Origin of the sequence: Janthinobacterium sp. JC611, assembly GCF_018682595.1 — a bacterium.
Classification (GTDB): Bacteria; Pseudomonadota; Gammaproteobacteria; order Burkholderiales; family Burkholderiaceae_D; genus Janthinobacterium.
The window spans coordinates 45,878-62,122 of record NZ_JAFLJN010000037.1 but is presented as its reverse complement, the minus strand read 5'-3'; the positions used below and the strand labels follow the sequence as shown (position 1 = coordinate 62,122).

At 56.0% G+C, this 16,245-nt stretch carries 18 protein-coding genes; 15 read left to right on the top strand and 3 right to left on the bottom strand.

What is annotated here, in order from left to right; translation table 11 throughout:
• Positions 1 to 49: 49 nt before the first annotated feature.
• Together J0O65_RS22795 and J0O65_RS22790 are read right to left on the bottom strand one after the other, a co-directional pair.
• Positions 50 to 529, bottom strand: a complete 480-nt coding sequence (locus J0O65_RS22795) for a hypothetical protein (RefSeq protein WP_215409492.1) — start codon at positions 527 to 529, stop codon at positions 50 to 52.
• Positions 530 to 717: 188 nt separating this feature from the next.
• Positions 718 to 1,503, bottom strand: a complete 786-nt coding sequence (locus J0O65_RS22790) for a DUF1845 domain-containing protein (RefSeq protein ID WP_215409490.1) — start codon at positions 1,501 to 1,503, stop codon at positions 718 to 720.
• Positions 1,504 to 2,089: 586 nt separating this feature from the next.
• Here J0O65_RS22790 and J0O65_RS22785 point away from each other — a divergent pair.
• The 4 genes from J0O65_RS22785 (at position 2,090) to J0O65_RS22770 (ending at position 5,304) form a co-directional block, all read left to right on the top strand.
• The gene (locus J0O65_RS22785) at positions 2,090 to 2,710 is read left to right on the top strand and encodes a hypothetical protein (RefSeq protein WP_215409489.1); all 621 of its coding nucleotides are present in this window, start codon (positions 2,090 to 2,092) and stop codon (positions 2,708 to 2,710) included.
• The gene (locus J0O65_RS22780; RefSeq protein WP_215409488.1) at positions 2,703 to 3,044 is read left to right on the top strand and encodes a hypothetical protein; all 342 of its coding nucleotides are present in this window, start codon (positions 2,703 to 2,705) and stop codon (positions 3,042 to 3,044) included. Before J0O65_RS22785 ends, J0O65_RS22780 begins: the two co-directional genes overlap by 8 nt.
• A gap of 10 nt (positions 3,045 to 3,054) precedes the next feature.
• A complete protein-coding gene (locus J0O65_RS22775) occupies positions 3,055 to 4,077 on the top strand; it encodes a DUF7146 domain-containing protein (RefSeq protein WP_215409486.1) in 1,023 nt (340 codons plus the stop codon).
• Positions 4,078 to 4,242: 165 nt separating this feature from the next.
• Positions 4,243 to 5,304, top strand: coding sequence for a DUF932 domain-containing protein (locus J0O65_RS22770; protein ID WP_215409484.1), 1,062 nt, complete (start codon positions 4,243 to 4,245; stop codon positions 5,302 to 5,304).
• A 96-nt stretch (positions 5,305 to 5,400) separates the two neighbouring features.
• On the opposite strand, the gene J0O65_RS28295 is transcribed toward J0O65_RS22770, so the two are convergent.
• Positions 5,401 to 6,057 carry a S24 family peptidase gene (locus tag J0O65_RS28295; RefSeq protein WP_215409482.1) on the bottom strand — a complete coding sequence of 219 codons (657 nt, stop codon included), beginning with the start codon at positions 6,055 to 6,057 and terminating at the stop codon, positions 5,401 to 5,403.
• A gap of 389 nt (positions 6,058 to 6,446) precedes the next feature.
• Here J0O65_RS28295 and J0O65_RS22760 point away from each other — a divergent pair, with 389 nt between their 5' ends.
• The 11 genes from J0O65_RS22760 (at position 6,447) to traL (ending at position 16,241) form a co-directional block, all read left to right on the top strand.
• On the top strand, positions 6,447 to 6,794 hold the full coding sequence (locus tag J0O65_RS22760; protein WP_152252688.1) for a flagellar transcriptional regulator FlhD: 348 nt from the start codon (positions 6,447 to 6,449) through the stop codon (positions 6,792 to 6,794).
• 7 nt (positions 6,795 to 6,801) lie between these two features.
• A complete protein-coding gene (locus J0O65_RS22755; protein ID WP_215409481.1) occupies positions 6,802 to 7,383 on the top strand; it encodes a FlhC family transcriptional regulator in 582 nt (193 codons plus the stop codon).
• A 454-nt stretch (positions 7,384 to 7,837) separates the two neighbouring features.
• A complete protein-coding gene (locus tag J0O65_RS22750; protein WP_215409480.1) occupies positions 7,838 to 8,143 on the top strand; it encodes a hypothetical protein in 306 nt (101 codons plus the stop codon).
• A gap of 777 nt (positions 8,144 to 8,920) precedes the next feature.
• The gene (gene mobH / locus J0O65_RS22745) at positions 8,921 to 10,738 is read left to right on the top strand and encodes a MobH family relaxase (protein WP_215409479.1); all 1,818 of its coding nucleotides are present in this window, start codon (positions 8,921 to 8,923) and stop codon (positions 10,736 to 10,738) included.
• Between the two features lie 2 nt (positions 10,739 to 10,740).
• The gene (traD, locus tag J0O65_RS22740; protein WP_215409478.1) at positions 10,741 to 12,654 is read left to right on the top strand and encodes a conjugative transfer system coupling protein TraD; all 1,914 of its coding nucleotides are present in this window, start codon (positions 10,741 to 10,743) and stop codon (positions 12,652 to 12,654) included.
• On the top strand, positions 12,648 to 13,262 hold the full coding sequence (locus J0O65_RS22735) for an IncC plasmid conjugative DNA transfer DtrJ family protein (protein WP_215409477.1): 615 nt from the start codon (positions 12,648 to 12,650) through the stop codon (positions 13,260 to 13,262). The genes traD and J0O65_RS22735 overlap by 7 nt, the downstream gene beginning before the upstream one ends.
• A gap of 155 nt (positions 13,263 to 13,417) precedes the next feature.
• Positions 13,418 to 13,924: a hypothetical protein gene (locus J0O65_RS22730; protein WP_215409476.1), complete on the top strand. Its 507-nt coding sequence runs from the start codon at positions 13,418 to 13,420 to the stop codon at positions 13,922 to 13,924.
• A 90-nt stretch (positions 13,925 to 14,014) separates the two neighbouring features.
• Positions 14,015 to 14,638, top strand: coding sequence for a lytic transglycosylase domain-containing protein (locus J0O65_RS22725; protein ID WP_215409475.1), 624 nt, complete (start codon positions 14,015 to 14,017; stop codon positions 14,636 to 14,638).
• A gap of 137 nt (positions 14,639 to 14,775) precedes the next feature.
• Positions 14,776 to 15,345 (top strand): OmpA family protein, encoded by a 570-nt coding sequence (locus J0O65_RS22720; RefSeq protein ID WP_215409474.1) that lies wholly within the window; start codon positions 14,776 to 14,778, stop codon positions 15,343 to 15,345.
• A gap of 171 nt (positions 15,346 to 15,516) precedes the next feature.
• Entirely contained in the window at positions 15,517 to 15,897 is a 381-nt protein-coding gene (locus J0O65_RS22715) for a hypothetical protein (RefSeq protein WP_251373924.1), read from the top strand.
• A gap of 44 nt (positions 15,898 to 15,941) precedes the next feature.
• On the top strand, positions 15,942 to 16,241 hold the full coding sequence (gene traL / locus J0O65_RS22710) for a type IV conjugative transfer system protein TraL (RefSeq protein ID WP_092804423.1): 300 nt from the start codon (positions 15,942 to 15,944) through the stop codon (positions 16,239 to 16,241).
• The last annotated feature ends 4 nt before the right edge of the window (positions 16,242 to 16,245 follow it).

Genomic DNA, 16,245 nt, shown 5'->3' with positions numbered 1-16,245 from the left:
TATTTTGGTGGTATTTCACGGCAATTGAGCGATGCTGTCGTGGCGGCCGTCAGTGGCGTATAGCCGATTGGTAGCGGTCATGTGGGAAAGCGTTGGCATGCGAATGGCCTATGGGACTTTTCCTGCGCTCCGGTCCCTTGTGAGGTGTCTGTATCCGCTGAGTACCTGTTGCCTCTCTACGACGATGGTGCTGGCAGCGTAGCCCGGAACAGTAGAGATGGGCGGTCCGCTGGACGGTTTTCAGCGTAGGTATGAACATTTCTTCGAACAGCTGGAGCGTGCCGGCGCAGGATGTCCAGTGAATACACACCGGCGCGTGTAGGGCAGTGATGTCAATCGCGATGCAATGGCTTAATCCGTAGATTTCCCGCTCTTCCTCAGACAACGCTCCGCACACCAGCAGAGCCTTGTCATGGGCATGGCACCACTTGATCAGTTGCTGGACATCCTTCGGGGCGAACCTCGATACCTGCTCGATCACGATCATTGCAATGCCGTTTTGTACCAGGGGCGTGTCCAGGGGAGACATACAGTCGGTCCCTGGGGCCACGCGATAGGCTGGCCCAAACGCGGTTTCCATCGCAGCGATACACCATGCCTGGGTCACAGGCAGTTCACTGCAGAGCATCATTTTTATGCACATGGCTTCCTCCGTGCCGGCTCAGTGGTTTGTCGTCTTCCTATCCTCGATGCGGGCAGCAAGGCTTATAAAGCCTGTCAGGGGCTCGCGGACGCCTCTTCGCTCACCTTCGTAGCGGGATCACTCAAAACGCTCTCAGGGGGCGTATTGGGCGTTGGGGCGCCTGATTGTTGAGGTTCGCCGTCGAACGATGTGTGCATGGCGGATCCCTCTCCAGGGGATGGATGGCTGTTCGTTGTGGTGGATTTGCGATCGGATACGGGCAGGGCATTGATACGTTTGAGCAGGCCCAGGGACAGCGCGCGCGTGGCTGCGGTCACTGCACGTACGGTTTTCTTGATCTGCGATTTTTCGGCGATGAGCTGGCTTGTCGAGAGCGCCTCGTCAATGCACAAGGTTTCGAGCATGGGCATGAGCTGGTCGACTTTGCTGATCAATTCCAGTAATCGCCGGCCGAACATGGAAAAGACTTTGGCCTCAACGGCGAGAGGTTCGATGTCATAGCTGGCCAGTTCGGTGATGCCATGTTGATGGCACAGTTTCTCGAAAGCGACGATACGCTGGTTGGCCAAGGCAATGCGCGCGTCGAGCATGGTGCGCAATTCCTGTTCCACTTTATCGACATCCTCGGCTGGTAGTTTCATCCTGCCAAAGACGGAAATAAAATGGAAATTCGCTTGTGAGACGTAGAAGCATCGCAAGTACAAACGCTTGCCCTCCGGGCTGGCGAGCGTGATATTGACCTTGCGGCTCGCAGATTCGACACGCGTCAGATCGGCGGGGCCCTCCTTGGCCAGCAACTTCCTGTTGGTTTCGCCGTGATCACGCGTGACGATCAAATGGGTGGGAGCTGGGTGGTTCATGATGATGTCCTCGAAAATGCCCATGGGGCTACATGACATGGTGTACTCGCCATCATGCTGATTCAAGAGGAATGCACGGAGCTTTGGAAGCGTATTTGCGGGTACTGCGCTCGCGAGTGTGGGCGGCTGATAACCGCATTGATTCGCACACAACCGCGGTTCCCACCGCAGGTCAATTTGCTGATGGCATTTTTCGTCGAACCTGTGTTGACAGGCAGGTGAGGGCGGCCTAAAGTCACTACATCATCGCAGTAGCTAGCCCTGCATCGTCCGGCAAGCCTTTCAATTGCGCCCAGCGCGCCGCAGCACCGATTGGACAGTCTCCTGTTTCCAGGCCCGACGTCCGTGTTTCTGAGTAAAGAGAGTGTTTTGACGCGCCATGCGTGCCGCGCAGTCACGTCAAAACATTTTACATACGTTTTCAGGACGGTAGCTGGCATCCCGCCGAAACGGCATCAGCCGACAGTATCAAGCCAGTCAATTGAAGTTCCGGTGCGTCGTAGCAACCGGAAGATCTATTTCCCCCTTCGGGACGATGCGGCCCGAGAGGGAGTTGCCTCGTCCCATTTTCTTGTGCGAGGCAATCATGAGCAGATATCAGATCAACTATTGTCGCGTCCCCCAGGATAGGGACACTTCTTTCCATCCTGGCGTGCCGCGCGAACCCGTAAAAAGGATATCCGCGAGCGCGACGAATGATGACGCGATTGAATTTTCAGAAGAGGAGTTGGTGGCATTGCACTGGTGGCTGTTACGCAAGGTGAGTTTGCTCAGCGATCCACGCACGCCATTGGATGAGAAGTTTGAACTGGTCCGTTGGGTGTTTACGGATCCGGTTCGGGATACGCAGCCGTTTTCCTTCGTCAATTGCATGAAGGCGGTGAGTGGCAGTCCGTTGTCGCATCTACCGTTCATTGGTGCCGTTGATGCGCAGGAAGTGCGCGATTGGATTGGTTCCCAGTTGTACCGCTGGTTTCTAAGTTCGCTGCAGGACTACCCAGCGTGGGTCCGCCAGGCGGTACTGGCAAAGCCAGACTGGATTTCCGACAATTTATTCAAGAATCCGCAGTGGATGAATGAGCAGATCAAGCTCCATCAATCCGACCTTTTTACATCGCTGGGTGCAGCAAAAGATGAGGATTGCTTGCGTGGGCATGTCGGTAAGTCCGGACGGCAGGTACGTACGAAAGGAGGGCGCCATGCTTGATGCATTCATTGCCGCTGCATTCCCTTCCGTTCGCTTCTGTCGGGTGCGGGACATCGACGAGTTGACTTTCAGAATCAAGGAAAGCGAGATTGTTCTGGGGAAGGCAGGTCGTGTTTTTTACCTCGGTCAAGAGCTGCGGTCAATACGCTTGTCCTTGGTGCCGGGCGGTTTTCAAGTCGATCCACAGCGTGGGCGTCCGGAGAGAAGAGCGACGTCCTTCACCGTAAACGAACTGCTGTCTGGGGAGATTGGCGTTGCCATGGATCACGGGTGGCTGTTTACACGCCGTGTGGCATGCCTCGAGCCGAGGCAATCCTCTCAGGGACTGACATAGGGAGGGCGACATGAGCAGAGATAAGGAAGAATTCAACGCGCATTTTCAGCAAGTCAAGCAGCGTGCGTTTGGAAGATGGACGGAAATTCTGCTGGCGCTGGGCGTGGATGCGAAAGTGCTCAACCAACGTAATCAGCCGTGTCCCTTGGGTGATTGCGGCGGCACCGACCGGTTTCAGTACACGGATAAGTTTGGCCACGGCAACTATGTTTGCCGTGGCTGCGGCGCCGGTGGCGGATTCAAATTGTTGATGGGTTGCCTAGGACTGAGTGCTGTTGATGCACTTGGCAAGGTAGACAGCTACCTGGGTATGAGTGCTCCAAGGCCACCGATCTCGCTCGCACAGGATTCACGTGCCGAACGCGATGGTCTGATTCGGAAGATTCTGGCAGAAACGGTGCCAGTGATGCCCGGAGATGAGGTGGACAGGTATCTGCGGAACCGGGGCGTGAACCTGGAACGCTACCCGTCGACGCTGCGCATGCATCCTGCGTTGGGTTACTACGAGCGTCATTTGGTTACGGGTAAACCCGTTGTGGTGCGACGCTACCCGGCCATGGTGGCCTGTGTGCAGGATAAGAGTGGCCACACGGTATCGTTGCATCGGACTTATTTAAGCAATGGCGAAAAGGCTCGCGAATGCGCAGTCAAGAAGTTACTCTGCGCTGGCATCGATGGCGCTGCCATTCGTCTGGCGCCATCCACAGATGAATTGGCTGTGTGTGAGGGCATCGAGACAGCGCTGGCGGTCATGAAACGTTCGCATCAGCCGGTGTGGGCGGGGGTAAGTGCCGGGAACCTGGAAAAGCTATGGATTCCGGAAACAGTCAAACGCCTGCGCATTTACGCTGACAACGATGCGCATGCATTTTTTGATGGCCAGGCTGCAGCCTATAGCCTCGCGCGTCGCTACCTGAAATCCCATGCACGGCGGACAGGGCGATCGGCCGAGGTGTTTGTGCCGAAGTCGGCTGGCGCCGATTGGGCTGAAGTGTTATTGAAAATTTCACACCGCACTTGTCGTGCGGCGTGAGGTGCAGAGAGCAAAACAGTGAATCTGGCGCGGTGGCCGGTTGGTCGCCGCATGATGGCGCAATGCTGCGCCCACGTGGAATCGCGTACATTCCGCGTGCTTGACCCTGCGGGGATGCGTTCCCGACAGGGAGCTGCATCGCCCGCTTTTTTCATGGAGGTTGTGATGAAAACAGGACGTCCTTTGGAACAGCTCGTCGTCGAACTAGAGCGGCAGGCTGCACTTAAGAAAGACATGATTGTGCCGGCAACGAAGCTGGTGAGCGAGACGACAGCGGCAGGGCAGTGCAATCTCGTCATTGATGAACCCTTTGGCAAGAAGCGATACCGGATGAACGACTTCACCTGCGCGCAGCTGGCAAAGAAACTGGATATACCGTTGCCGTATTTTAAGCGTATGCGTTCGTTCGATACCGAACTGCTTGATGAAAACATCAATGCGTGGCTCAGAATTAATGCCACAGATAGCTATATGGTGCGCACCTTGGCGGGGCGGGCCAGAGCCTTCTTGTCGTCGCGCTTCCGTCGGCTCGACAATATCGATTTGGCCCACAGCATTTTACCGATCTTGCTTAAACTGCCGGGTGCCCGTTTTGAGTCGGTGGAGCTGACAGAAAACAAGATGTATGTGAAGGTGGTCACTGCCGAGGTGACGCATGAGGTCGTGCCTGGAGACGTGTTGCAGGCCGGCGTCGTGGTCAGCAACTCGGAGATCGGGGTGGGGCGGCTGCGGGTGGACCCATTGATTTATCGCCTGAAATGCAGCAATGGGTTGATCGCTTGTGAGCGCTCGATGCGGAAAAACCATGCTGGGCGTTTGCTGGAGTGCGGCGATGACGTTATTCTGCAAGATGACACCGTGGAGGCCGAAGATCGCGCGATCTTTTTGAAGGCGCGGGACATGGTGCAGACTGCGGTGTCGGAGACCACCTTTCAACTGATCTCGGACAAGATGCGCAAGACCATGGGCATCACATTGACGGGCGATCCGGTGAAGGCGGTGGAGGTGTTGGCGAATCGCTTCGTATTGAACGAAGCGGAGCGTGCCGGCGTGTTACGTCACCTGATTGCCGAACAGCAGCTCAATGGTTACGGATTGCTCAATGCGGTGACAGGGTATTCGCAGGAAGTGGAAAACTACGATCGCGCCACTGAATTTGAGGAGTTTGGTGGAAAAATGCTCGAATTTTCGCTCAAGGAGTGGAGCGAGGTCGCTGAAGCACAGTAGCGTGGCGTGAAATCTAACACCACGACGATTGCGGTCCCCGGTAGCTTGGCTGCCGGGGAATTCTGTTCAATGAAGCGTGATGCGAGTCTTGATTCGTCAAAAACGATTGATGTTAATGGCTGCTTTTACACGTCCTAAAATTGTCAGGGTAAGCATTGCTTTGGATAATTTTACGAGAGTTGAGTTGTAGCGTTGGTTTTCGCAACGCAGTAATAAGCCTTCTCCCACGATGATTTCAATGTGGCGCACAAGGCGCCTTCCTTGGTAATCCAATACATAGATTCCGTTGACCTCCACCTCATTGACTGTCGCATCAAAAAAAAATGGGGCGCCATCATGGATGAGCGGAGCCATGTCATCTCCCTTCATTACTCCTACTTGATTGGTGCCGGTGAACGATGCGGTTTGCCCGAGCATGTGACCGATCCAGTCAAAGCTGGGTTCTTCATGACCGTACACCTGTTCCTGAACCCGCGGCGATAGTTGTTGCTTGGGGAACGGGAGACGATTCGATGTCAATCCCAGGATCCAGTTCGCATCCATGTCGAACTGCAGGCAGACAATGGCGAGGGATTTCAGGTCGGGCAGACCAGGTTTTTCTTCATCGATCCAGCGCGCCACTGTTTGCAGCGCTCGGCCGGTAATCTGGCTCAGAAAGTGCTCGCGTTGACCGGGATGTATTCCCCGTCTGTCGAGTTCTGCAATGAGCCGTTGCCGCACACCAGGGACGATATCAATGTCAAGTTCGCGCACGGCCTCTCTGGTAAGCGGGATGTTATTGCTTATTGTCACGATTTTTGTCTCCAGGCCGGGGTAAAGTGAGAGACCTTTGTTTGTTTGTAGATTATTTGTAGCAGTTGTTACAGGCGTATTTTTATGGGGCTGAGCTTGATTTTAGAGCGAGAATCGGATTTCCTCCAGTGAAAGTTTGCCGAAGTACATATAAATATTTTGATTTGATTAGCAGTTGCTATTGACCTTTGAAATTTTGCGGAGTAGTCTTTTTTTAATGTGCTATTGCCTTCGTGCGTAGTCCTCTTACCCATGACTTCGCTATTCAGTTGACCGACTTGGCAGATGTGCACAGCGGAAACCGGATGAATGACCACGCCCCGCCGTCGCGGGGCAAAGCGGGGTGGACCATGGAAGACGCGATTCGATATACGGAAGTGCAGTACCTCAACTTGAATTACTTACTCACTATCCAGGTGGGTCTGAAGCATGATCCCCTGGCCACTTGCTGTACCTTTCACCTCGACACAGCCTCAGCCGAGACGCTCGCTGCAATGAGCGTGGACTCATTGCAGCTGCTGGCCGCGAGCATGTCGCATGAAAGCCTGTTTAAGCCAATAGGTAATTTTAAAACTCTCCTTGAAACACCGCCCGTTTTGGCCATGACGTTGTGCAGGGTCGGCGCTGTGGATCAGGATGCAGCACGCGGACCATCGCGTGCCGGCCAGGCCACTGCGGCCCGTGCGCGCTTGGCGTAGGTGACGTATGGCGTACGAACATGCTGAGCGGCACATTCAGGCCCTGCAGCTCGCTAAATCCTGCGTCGAACACGGTGCGCGGATGAAAACCGTCGCCTACTTGACCGGATTGAGTGCATCACTGCTGCGGGAGTATTTCTACAATGACCGGGCGGCCACCGGCGGCCGATGGCCCAGTTCGCAGGATTGGTACCATATGGCGACGCTGGTGCAACGTGCTGAGGCGTCACTGATTGCCAGTATTTTTCAGTTCTTGCGCACAGAACATGCCTGCTCGGCACGCAAGGCCATGGTCTGCGCCTACAAGATGTATCGAGAGCGGTGGAGTGGCCGTTCCAGCATCTCGTTTGACCGCGCTTTCGAGCTGATCGCGAGCGTGGAGGGCATTTGGACCCAACATTCAGCGCAGTTAGCTCTGCATACCTGTGCGCGGTGCCGTTGTCGTTATCTGATCGCACTCGGGGACACGTCGGCGGATTACTCCGGGTGTGTGTTTTGCAAGCTCGTCAAACGCTATGCTACTGATTCCCGTATTCAATCGAGCTTTGCTGGCAAACCTGACCTGAGCCTGGCCGTAAAGCAAAATTAGTCGTTGAATGGATTGTTCAGAGTTTTCTTGTAGTTCTGTATTAATGGTTATGCATGGCTATCTACTATTGGGTTTGATGCCCATCCCAATCCCGTGTGCTGGTCATTAATGCAATAATCTCGCACACTGCGCCATTCAGCACGTCCGCTATCGGCCTATTGTGTTGAAAAATGCGGGTACGTTGACATTTAGATAGAATTTCTGCCAGCCTAGACTGGCTAGAACCGCCGCTGTTGAACGATCACCGACTGCTTGGAGTTCCGAGACCTCCCGAAATGGTTGCTGTTCGAATTCTTCAACACAATAGATCCGGACTGGCGCGCTAACCAAGTGCGTCGATTTGAGTCGAAACCAGCATCGGTCAGTTTCACCAAGAACGGGTAGGAAATCGCGCCTTGGTGGCGCCTGCACCGGCCGGCAGCCGGCGAATTGAAAGGCCGCCTCAAGAGCGGATATGAAGATGGCGACAGTAATGATTGAGGTGACGGATGACGGCAAGGGGGGCATCACGAGCAAGCTGCTTGGCGATTTGTCCGGGCCAAGCTCGGCGGCGCACACAGCGGCCACCTTCGTCAAGCAACAGTTGGACCAGACTGGCGTAACGCCTTGCCCCTGCTGTATTGGAGAGGAACCGAAATGCACGGAGTGCGGCGGCACTGGATACGCTTTGCTGGAACCCGGTGAAGGTGCTCGGCACTTGATGTCCGAGATTGTGCAGGACGCCCAGCAGCTTGCCGCTGGTGATGTGAACGCGCCCTGATCGGAAAACGTCCAGCAGCACCTACGGCCACGCACGACACGGCTTGGTGCATTGCGAAGGCCAGCGCCATGCTGGCCAGCGAGGAAACACGAACCCCGGCCACGAGCCGGCTTTTTGGGTGAGAGGGCCGGGCACTGTGCCTAGTCAACATGAAAAGTGGTCTGACCGTTGCAGGCAACAATTCGTCTCGCAGCCTTTCGAGAAAAACATTGTTGCCAAGATGCGTGGCGCGGGAATGAAGGCGGGGCCAGTGGAGAACGGCACTGCCAAATGGAACACCGGGCAAGCGACAACGGTTCTTACTGCACCCAAGCCCTGCCTGGGGAAATCGACTGCTTGGCTGTAAATGATTTCAAAAGCTTTTACTACCTGACATGAGACCGGGCTTTATTTGCTATACGTCGTCGCGCTCGGCCAGCGTCATTGTGGCTACAGTAATGCCGATCGAACTGCTCTGATCTATTATCTCGGCTCAACTTCCTGTTCATTTAGCTTCGCTAAAAGGAGGGGGCCTGGTTATCGGCGACCTCGCCATGTAAGTGGTGTCTTGTTCGTGCTGAGAGCTGAAATACTTTGGGAGTATTTACTGGACCTGCGACCGGCATGATCTCTTAGCATCGACTACACGAATGGATGGCAGCCAAGTGCTGGCAGGGGGGCACCTTAGAATTCCTCGTCATTCAGTCGATGAATGATCGCAGTGAAAGGCAGGCTTTCACTTGGACGTACGTCGATCTGCATAGCCATAATGTTCACCTAGCCAAGTGAGTGATCCTTATGGCCGGTGTGAATATCCTCAAGTACCTGGGTTGGCTTGGCCACGATCGCCAATGTGATCGCGGCCGGCAGGCCGCGCCCATCTGTCCGCAACGTTTACTGCCCCAACCCGCTCAAACGCGTGACGGCGGGATGCGTCCCCGTAGTGTCGATGCGATCTTGGACGATAATCGGGATATCCTGGGGCGCATTAAATTGGCTTATGGCGGCGATGCGAATGCCTTTGCCAAGGAAATGCTTCCACTCATCAGGAAGTACATCGCGTACGTGAACGTATTGCCTGCGACGCAGGACAGTTTCTTTGCTCGCCCAGGAGGTTTAGCACGCTTGGGGCTGGAGACGGCGTTCTTTGCATTACAAGCGACCGATTCGCAGATTTTTGCTGGCAGAGCGACGATTTCTACTCGTCGACAGTTGGAGCCACGCTGGCGCTTCGGCACCTTCGCCGCAGGCCTATGCGCATACCTCTACCGCGCGTTGGACACTGTTGTCGTGAGTGACGCGCATGGAACCGTGTGGCAACCATACCTGACATCCCTCGGGGAATGGATCCACAAACACGAGGTTGGCCGTCTGTTTGTCAAATGGGGGGAGGCCAGGCAGGAATGCCGCTCCCTGTCGTTGTTCGCGCTACCGATGATCCTGCCGACCGACACGTTGGCCTACCTGACCCAGGACGGATCGACGATCGTCGCCCACATGTTTGCGGCGATCAGTGGTGAAGTGAGGTATCAAGATCATAATGTCATTGATCATCTCGTCAATCGCGCATCGACTTTGGTGATACACCGCGATTTGCGCGACGCAGATGCGCCCGCATGTCGGGCGCGGGCGAGAGCCTATCTTGCGAGGTTTCTCCTGAACGCGATGCGCGAGTTGGTGCAGTCTCATCAGGGATGGGTGCCCAATGCGGATCGGTCCCGCATGTGGCTTGGGCGGGATGGTTTGTTTCTGGTGTGGCCGAACGGTATCAGCGACGTACTCAGCTTGCTGCAAGACGAGGGATTGTATGGCTTGCCGGCCTCGCCAGTCGATGCCATGGAAATTTTGAGCGATGCCGGGATCATCCTGCCAATGAGTTCGGACGAGAGTGTTTGGTCGATCCGGCCACCAAGTGCCCCCGAACCCTTGGAGGCGTTGAAGTTGGTGACGCCAGGTTGTGTCCTTGCTGTATTGCACCCGTCACCAGTGGCGCTGGACAAAGATATTGCTGTCTACTGCACTCATGACGAGGTGCGAGCTACGGAGAATGATACTAAACCACATAAGGCGAAGGCGGCATCCTCCCAGGTTCAGGGCGAATGTGTTGCCCCAGAGACTCCGCCCGATGTTAGCGATCGTCAGTTGTCGCTGCCAACCATCCCACCCATCCCTGCAGTTGCGGGGAGTGCCGGTATCGAACCACGTACAGATGGCCGCCAAGGAAAGGCAAAGAAGGTCAAACATACTGAACCAATTCAGTCGGCAATCGGGAACTACTCGTTACGCGCACCGATTCGATTGAATCCAGGTGTTGCCAAGATACTGCAAGCGATCGTGCAGACTCTCAATGATACGACCTTGCCTCCGGCATGCTATCCCATGGCGTCAGGCCTGTTTGTCCCCTTGGATGTCTTCGCGGCGCGACAGGCGGATGGGAAGATGGCGCTACGCGCCCTTGCCGATGCCAACATGCTGGTCACAGGGCCAGCAGGAACCGAGCCTGTTGAGTATCACAACCTGCACGGCAAGCAACTGGTAGGAATGGTCATCGCTCGCCAATTCATCAAGGGCTTGGATGGAGCAGGGGAGACCTCAATCAATTCGAACGCAGGTTGATCATGTTGCTGCGACATTATGAAATGCCATGGCGTAGTCCCGTTGAGGGGGCCGTCGCCCTGGCATGGATGCTCACCGCCGCCATTTTTTACTGTCTAATACCTGATCATTTACCACCGCGTGCGGGCGTTCCGCTCATTGTTGTTTCAATTCTCATTGCCTTGATTCGCTGCCAGCAAGCCCTGCGTGTTGTGCGTATTCGCGCCGCGTTGTCTGGCCGCGCCATGGAAATAGTTCCCATTTCCCGGCTCGCCAAATGGACAGGCGATCCTGAACAGGTCGTATTTGGCCTGGGTTTTATCTGGCTGCCACTGCACTCTCAGCGGCTTTACGAGCTGATCAAGATCGATTACCGCGCGATGACCATTTCTCCCTGGCTCATACGCGCTCTGGGATATCAGCCGAACCCACAATCCGACGCAGAGATTGGCTTGCCCTGGATCCATGGCGTCGAGTCGGAAGAGCGCTTGTTGATACGGCCGCTGCAAAACTTTGAAGGGGGAACCTTGGTGGTCGGAACGACGCAGTCCGGCAAAGGGGTATGCCTTGGTTGGTTGATTTTTCAAGCCATCCGCCGTGGCGATGTCGTCATTATTATTGATCCGAAAAACTCACGTCGCCTCAAGCGACTGGTCATGAAGGCGTGTCAACTGTATCGTGAGCCAGACAGTTTTCTGTGGTTTCATCCTGCTTTTCCGGAAACGGGTGTGCGTCTTGACTTCACGTTCAACTGGCAAAAGCCGACTGAAGTCGCTTCGCGGATTCAGTCAATCATGCCACCGGACACAGCCGGAACGTTCAGCGCATTTGGTTGGGACGCGGTGAATGTGGTCGTGCAAGGGATGGTGCAACTGGAGAAGCGCCCGAATTTGGAAAAACTAAAGCAGTATATTGAGGGAGGCGTCGAGCCGATCCTGGAACAGGCGCTCGAGCGTTTTTACGAACAGCTTCTTGGTATGCAGTGGCGTAGTACACCCGAGATGGTGCGCTTGCTTGATAAAGCGCGGAGAGGCCAGATCAAGTCGCCAACGCCAGCCGCGAGCCAGGAGCTGTTGGCGTACGTGACTTATTACGATCATCATGTGCATGAAGCTCGGCGTGATCCGGTGGTTAGTTCACAGGTCCGGGTGTTTCAGCATAACCGCGAGCACTATCAGAAAATAACCGCCAATCTTTTACCGATCTTGTCCATGCTGACCTCCGGAGACCTGGGCAAAAGCCTGTCGCCGGATCCGTTTGATGCCGATGACCAGCGCCCGATCATGAATCTGGAAAAGATCGAGCGCGCGGGACATATACTGCTGCTGTGTCTGGACTCATTACCGGATCCTTCCGTTGCGACGGCCATCGGCGCCATGGCGCTGGCCGACCTGGCGGCCCGTTCAGGCATTCGCTACAACCTGGGAGGAGAGCGGCGCATTTCGCTGTTTGTGGACGAGTTATCGAACGTGATTAATCAACCGTTGATCGAGATATTGAACAAAGGTGCCGAGGGCGGGCTGTACACCACGGCCGCCATGCAGACGATTGCCGATCTGGCCAAACGCCTTGGCAGCCAGGAGGCGGCACGCATGGCATTGGGGAACCTGAATAACCTCATCGCTTTCCGGACCAAGGATCAGCCCACTCAGGAGTTCATCAATGAAACTCTGGGGCAGACCACCATCCATAACATGAAAGTAGGGCATAACACGGCCAGAGACGGCCACTTCACGGATTTTACGGCTGTCGATTCGACCCAATTGAGCGAGGAGGTCAACGAATTAGTCCCGCCATCGCTTCTGGGTAAATTACCCAATTTGCAGTTCTTCGCTTCAGTTTCGGGCGGACATGTCTACAAGGGGCGGTTTACGCTGGTCGACCCAGGCGCGGACGATGTCTGTTTTGAAGAGAAGGATTCGGGGGAGACATGCTGATTCGGTTGACGGCTATCGTCTCGCTGAGCGTGCTGCTGATTCTGGTGCTATACCTGCCATCAGCGTTTCCACCGAAGCGATTTGTCGCCCAGATCCGCGCGGAGCATATCGCCAGTGCGGATTGCTGGGGTAATCCATATGCAGGACGCGTGTTGAGTCGATTGTTCGAGTATCAAGCTGCATTGGACGCTCAACCGGCATCGATTCGCGTCCACGATGTGCAGGTGGATCCGGTAGCACAACCTGTCGCCAATAGCCTTGGGCGGGTACGCTCACAGCTGTTCCAGAGCAGCTATTTTCGCTCACTCGATACGCTGACCATGCTGGCGCTGTACAGACTAGCAGGCATTGTGGAGTGGTGGCCGACGTTTGCGGTCCTGATGATGGCCTGCATCGTGGATGCGATAGTGCGCAGGCGAATTAAACGCCTGGAATTTGCCAGGCCGCACCCAGAGTGGTTTGCGGCAGCGATGGGAGTAGCGATCTTGCTGATTTGTCTGTTGGCAGTAGCGTGTGTGCTGCCTGTTCAATTATCCCCGCTTCTGTTGCCCGCTATGTTGGGTGGGGTGGCGTGGCTGGCAGGGCAAATAGCAGTGCACTATGCGTGAGCCGACAAGCAACAGCTCCGCAACTATCGTTACTCTCCGATGGGCGCCCGAGTTAATCCAAATAGTCCACAAAAAGCGCGACTTTTTGGACAAACATTGGTGTTGCGATGCGCTAGCATGATGTCGTACGCAGTCATTTCTGATTTCGAGTCGCCATGAATACTGAATTTCGTTCGATGCCGTCCTCATCTTCCGCTCAAACGGCCGCTACGCATCGTTCTGCTGCCTCATCCTCGCGGTGTGACGAGACGATCGGTACCCTGGTCTGGATGGAGGAATTTCATCAGCTCGACCAGCTGTTCAACCATCAGCATAATTGTTCGCCAAAATTGCGGTATCCCGATCTGATTAGTGCTTGTATTGCAAGAGTGTTTGTACAGCCGGAACCGGCGAAGCATATTTTTTCGTTTTTGCATACAAGGCTGGTGTTGCGCGACCAATGCATGCCGCGTCGACAAGAGGAAATCTGGCGCGCACAGTATGTATTGTTGCTGGCGCTGCAGAAGTCCGAAATGAACCGGCATCCCCATCCCCGATTCGACCTGGGACAGTTTACGACCGCGTGCATCGCCCTGGCCTTGCAGGAAGACGGGGCGCAAGAGAAAATATTTGAACAGGCCCGGCGCAATATCGCCGAGCGGGCAGTATCGCACCTGCCATGAGAGGCAGATCGCAAGGCATATCGCAAACGGATATGCGACCCGAAGTGACCTTGCCAGGCTGATGCCAGGCTTACCCGATGTACACCTTTGATGGTCTGGCGCCTGCGCGCGCCGGGTGGATCAACGCTTTCGGGTTTATGCCTGCTCCTTGCCATGGAACGACACCTTTCATGCGTCATCGCGATCCTCGTTGCTTGTCCGGGTTCGGCCTGGGCTTGCTGGGAACAAGCCGCCGTGCGCCACCATGTGCCGGCACCGCTGCTGTATGCGATTGCGCAAGCGGAATCGTCACTGGATCCGAACGCAGTCAATCGCCGCCATCTGCGCCAGACCGGTACCGTGGATATCGGTTATATGGGCGTCAATTCCAATCCACGGGTCCTACGCAATTTGGGGGTGACCGAGCAAGAACTGCATGAGCCCTGTAAAAACATTCATGCTGGTTCCCGAATTCTCGTGGAAAAGCTGCAAAGGTACGGCAATACCTGGGAGGCGATCGGTGCATACAACGCCTCGTGTACCAAACTGGATGCGGCCCAATGCCAGGCTACGCGCACCCGCTATGCGTGGCGCGTATACGGCTTTCTCACTAACACCAAGCCGCAGGCAGCACGCCGCGCTACGCCGCAGGGTAAGTACCGGACGCAGAAAAATGTGCGAGCTGAATCGGTCGTCCCAACGCAGCCAGTACTAGTGGCGGTGGGGCTGACATGAGACGCGCTATTGCTCAGGCCACACTAGCCGCCACAGGAATGATTGCAGCCAGCTTGCTGATGGCCTCTTGCGAAAATGTGCATACCCAGCCACAACCTGCAGGACAGCCTTCCCGCGCAGCCACGCCTGGGTCCCACATGCAGCACATCACCCAGCTTCACTACGGTAGACAGGCACGCTACGGCCTGTGTATCGATCCAGCTTGCCCTACGCGCACGTCCAAGACGCTGGCAAGACGGGATGCGCATATTGAAGAGGTGCCGCAAGCCCTGATCGCCGCAGCCAGCACTCAGCGGACAATGGCTGGGACACCCGTGGGAACCGGTGCGGCGAACGAACATGATTTGCCCGATGTCACCGAACTTGCGGTGTACTTTGCGCCGGGCTCTTCCCGCCTCGATAGAACGGCCCAACACGTTCTGCAGCAATTTCTCACGCTGGTGCAGCCAGCGTCCCATATTCGTATCGCTGGCAGAACAGACAACACCGGAACGCCGGCCCTGAACGATGCCATCGCACACCAGCGCGCGGCCAGGGTCGAGCGCTATCTGCGCCGCCATCTGCACGTGCCTGCAGTTCAACTTGAGGTGGAAAGCAGCGGCGCTTGCTGTTACGCCGCCGCCAATGCGACCGAAACGGGCCGCCAGAACAACCGGAGGGTAGAGCTCAGCCTCACCGCCGACGCACCTCGGCAGGTGCAGAGATGAGAACCCCAACTCACCTGATCAACCTGACTTCGGCACGGGGAGCGTGCCGGCCGGGCAAGATCGTGTGGCAATGCCCCGTCCGTGGTCCCCCTACGCCGTCGTGCCGCATCACCTCGCCGCCCGCACAGACAGTTTTAGGCAATTTTCTTCACGATCACGATTGGAATGCACATGAACACCCTGCAATACATCACCGTTCTCCCCTTCAAACAACATGGCAAGCGGCCGCTTGGCCTGCGCGTCTCCACTACTGCAAAGGTCCTGGCACTGCTGACCCTGATCACCCTGGGCCTGCTCGCTGCGATCCCCGCTACCGCCATCGACCTCGTCACGTTCACCGGCATCACCGGCCCGCTGACGGCAGCACTGACGCAACTGGCCGCACTGGCCCCGGGTGTTAAAGCACTGGTCGGCTTCATCGGCTTCGTGGTGGCCCTGATCTCGCTGTCCGCCCTGCGCAACTTCAGTCCGGTGCTGTTCTACATCGGCTTGGCGATTTTCGGCGCGGTCGGGCTGGTCATCGGCGGCTCCATCATGGGCGCCACGATCTGAACCAGGCTGGCGCAGACACCGCACATTGAGCAAAGGAGGACGCCATGGAAGCCGATACCTATATTCCCCGGCGGCTGGACGACCAATGGAAGATTGGCCTATGGGACTTTGATGTCGCCTTTCCCGTCCTCCTTTCGATCTTTGTCGGCTATCTGGCCAGCAGCAAACTCGGATTTTTCCTCGCGGTCTGCGCCGGCGTCGCCGTGTCGCGCTGGCTCAGCCGCAAAAAAGCGGACAAGCATCCGGCCTTTGTCCTGCACTGGGCGTACTGGTACCTGCCTGTCAGTCCGCTGACGTCCATGCGCTCGACCCCGCCTTCGCATATCCGCAAGATGGTCGGGTAGGACC

Bases quoted from the DNA above. Each gene is read 5' to 3' on its own strand.
- traL (WP_092804423.1), top strand. From the start codon at position 15,942: ATGGAAGCCGATACCTATATTCCCCGGCGGCTGGACGACCAATGGAAG.
- J0O65_RS22735 (WP_215409477.1), top strand. From the start codon at position 12,648: ATGCTGATTCGGTTGACGGCTATCGTCTCGCTGAGCGTGCTGCTGATT.
- J0O65_RS22715 (WP_251373924.1), top strand. From the start codon at position 15,517: ATGAACACCCTGCAATACATCACCGTTCTCCCCTTCAAACAACATGGC.
- J0O65_RS22790 (WP_215409490.1), bottom strand. From the start codon at position 1,503: ATGAACCACCCAGCTCCCACCCATTTGATCGTCACGCGTGATCACGGC.
- J0O65_RS22755 (WP_215409481.1), top strand. From the start codon at position 6,802: ATGGCGTACGAACATGCTGAGCGGCACATTCAGGCCCTGCAGCTCGCT.
- J0O65_RS22750 (WP_215409480.1), top strand. From the start codon at position 7,838: ATGAAGATGGCGACAGTAATGATTGAGGTGACGGATGACGGCAAGGGG.
- J0O65_RS22785 (WP_215409489.1), top strand. From the start codon at position 2,090: ATGAGCAGATATCAGATCAACTATTGTCGCGTCCCCCAGGATAGGGAC.
- J0O65_RS22775 (WP_215409486.1), top strand. From the start codon at position 3,055: ATGAGCAGAGATAAGGAAGAATTCAACGCGCATTTTCAGCAAGTCAAG.
- J0O65_RS22720 (WP_215409474.1), top strand. From the start codon at position 14,776: ATGCAGCACATCACCCAGCTTCACTACGGTAGACAGGCACGCTACGGC.
- J0O65_RS22795 (WP_215409492.1), bottom strand. From the start codon at position 529: ATGTCTCCCCTGGACACGCCCCTGGTACAAAACGGCATTGCAATGATC.
- J0O65_RS22770 (WP_215409484.1), top strand. From the start codon at position 4,243: ATGAAAACAGGACGTCCTTTGGAACAGCTCGTCGTCGAACTAGAGCGG.
- J0O65_RS22780 (WP_215409488.1), top strand. From the start codon at position 2,703: ATGCTTGATGCATTCATTGCCGCTGCATTCCCTTCCGTTCGCTTCTGT.
- traD (WP_215409478.1), top strand. From the start codon at position 10,741: ATGTTGCTGCGACATTATGAAATGCCATGGCGTAGTCCCGTTGAGGGG.
- J0O65_RS22760 (WP_152252688.1), top strand. From the start codon at position 6,447: ATGGAAGACGCGATTCGATATACGGAAGTGCAGTACCTCAACTTGAAT.
- J0O65_RS22725 (WP_215409475.1), top strand. From the start codon at position 14,015: ATGGTCTGGCGCCTGCGCGCGCCGGGTGGATCAACGCTTTCGGGTTTA.
- mobH (WP_215409479.1), top strand. From the start codon at position 8,921: ATGGCCGGTGTGAATATCCTCAAGTACCTGGGTTGGCTTGGCCACGAT.
- J0O65_RS22730 (WP_215409476.1), top strand. From the start codon at position 13,418: ATGAATACTGAATTTCGTTCGATGCCGTCCTCATCTTCCGCTCAAACG.